This window comes from Mesorhizobium sp. M2A.F.Ca.ET.067.02.1.1, from assembly GCF_004023285.1.
Classification (GTDB): domain Bacteria; phylum Pseudomonadota; class Alphaproteobacteria; order Rhizobiales; family Rhizobiaceae; genus Mesorhizobium.
In genome coordinates this window covers 1-2,088 of sequence record NZ_RZSB01000918.1, presented here as the reverse complement: position 1 = coordinate 2,088, position 2,088 = coordinate 1, and the positions used below count along the sequence as shown (strand labels likewise).

Here is a 2,088-nt window from a genome sequence, read left to right as displayed (position 1 = left end):
CCCCACAGGACATCGAGGACAATCTCGTCGGCATCCGCCGCAATTTCGCGCCTTACCTGAAGTTCGGCAGCGGCCCCGGCGACGCGGTCATGGTCAACAACGCCGACTGGCTGATGGAGATCAACTACGTCAATTTCCTGCGCGACGTCGGCCGGCACTTCTCCGTCAACCGCATGCTCGCCTTCGACAGCGTGAAGCTCAGGCTCGACCGCGAGCAGTCGCTGTCCTTCCTTGAGTTCAACTACATGATCCTGCAGGCCTACGACTTCGTCGAGCTCTACAAGCGCGTCGGCTGCCGGCTGCAGATGGGCGGCTCGGACCAGTGGGGCAACATCGTCAACGGCATCGACCTCGGCCACCGCATGGAGGGCGTACAGCTCTTCGCCATGACCACGCCGCTGCTCACCACCTCGTCCGGCGCCAAGATGGGCAAGTCGGCCTCGGGCGCAGTCTGGCTCGACGGCGACATGCTGAGCCCCTACGAATTCTGGCAGTACTGGCGCAACACCGAGGACGCCGATGTCGGCCGCTTCTTGAAGCTTTACACCACGCTGCCGCTGGAGGAGGTGGCGCGGCTGGAAAAGCTCGGCGGCTCGGAAATCAATGAGGCGAAGAAAATCCTCGCCACCGAGATCACGGCCATGCTGCACGGCCGCGAGGCGGCCGAAATGGCAAGCGAGACAGCGCGCAAGACCTTCGAGGAAGGCGCGCTCGCCGACACGCTGCCCAGCGTCGAAGTCGCCAAATCGGACCTCGAAGCCGGGATCGGCATCCTGGCGCTGTTCGTAACAGCCGGGCTGGCCGGCTCGAACGGCGAAGCGCGCCGGCATATCCAGGGCGGCGCGGTGCGCATCAACGATCAGCCCTTGACCGACGACCGGCGCATCGTCACGTCCCTGGACCTCGGCCCGGAAGGCGTGGTGAAGCTCTCGCTCGGCAAGAAGAAACACGTGCTGGTGCGGCCGATCTGATCGACCGCGCCCTCTCGATCGCCGTCCTTCCCGAACCGGAGACCGCTTTTCGGGATCGAGTTTACCGGTACTCGAAGATCGAGCGGAATATCCCGGGCGCCACCACCGATAGCGGATTGATGTTGAGGGTCGGCTTGTTGGCATTGCCGCGCAGCCGGTAGGTGACGCCGATCAGGCCGCGGTCGCGTCCGTTGCCGAGCAGCGGCCCGAACAGCGGCAATTCGCCGAAGATACGGTTCAGACCGTAGACCGGCATGAAGGTGCCGGTCATGTCCATGTTGTTGTTCGGATCATAGAGCGTTCCCTGGAAGGTCGTGCCGATACGTGGACCGCGCAGCAGGCCGTTCGCCAGCCTCAGATAGCCGGACCCCTTGTCGATCTCGGCGAAGCCGCGCTCGAACTGCACCCTGGACGTATCGATATTGCCCTTGACGGCCTCGTTCAGGCTGCGCGTATCGCCGGCCGGCGTGGTCGATACGATCGAGGCCAGCTTGGGCTCGTTGACGACATAGAAGTTGCGAGCATCCACCTGTCCCTTCATCGGCCCGTCGGCGGCGCCCGAGAGCGAGAGCGTGATCGCGCCGCCTTCCATATGCTCGTAGACGTTGAGGAAACGCAGGATCGCGCCGGCGTCGGCCGACTTCACCCTGAGCACCCGGCCGCCTTCGCTGGTGGTGTTGTTGATCGTGATCGGGGCGCCCGAGCTTGCCGCGGCGGTGACGTTGAGCCCGTTCACTCGCGATCCGGCCGCGCTGTATTCGAGCTTCAGATTGGAAAGCACCTCGTCGTGGAAACCGGTCAGCGATGCCACATCGGCGCTCACCGAGATCGCGTCGCTGCCGGCGCCTTTGGTGGCGGTGTCGACATCGGAGGTGAACTGCTTGATCAGCGAGCGGGCGTCGAGCGACGCGCCGCTGACGTCGACCGCGTAGCTCTTGCCGGCGCGCTTGACCGAAACGGCAACGTCGTCGCCTCGGTTCAACGCAACCTTGCTGAAGCGGGCCGCAGACAACGCGCCGTTGACCAGCGTCACATTGCCGTCGATCGAAAAGCTTTTTCCGTCGAGAGCGAAATCCGACAGCGTGGTTGTGCTGCCGGACTTTGCCATGTTGAATGC

General features: G+C 64.1%; 1 protein-coding gene and 1 pseudogene. One reads left to right on the top strand and one right to left on the bottom strand.

Annotated features, from left to right (window positions below):
- Nucleotides 1–971 (top strand): tyrosine--tRNA ligase (gene tyrS / locus EOA28_RS33665; RefSeq protein WP_128315742.1); only part of this gene is annotated, 971 nt, incomplete at its 5' end.
- Between the two features lie 61 nt (nucleotides 972–1,032).
- On the opposite strand, the pseudogene EOA28_RS33660 reads toward tyrS, so the two are convergent.
- Nucleotides 1,033–2,088, bottom strand: a pseudogene (locus EOA28_RS33660) (hypothetical protein); the annotation flags it as partial.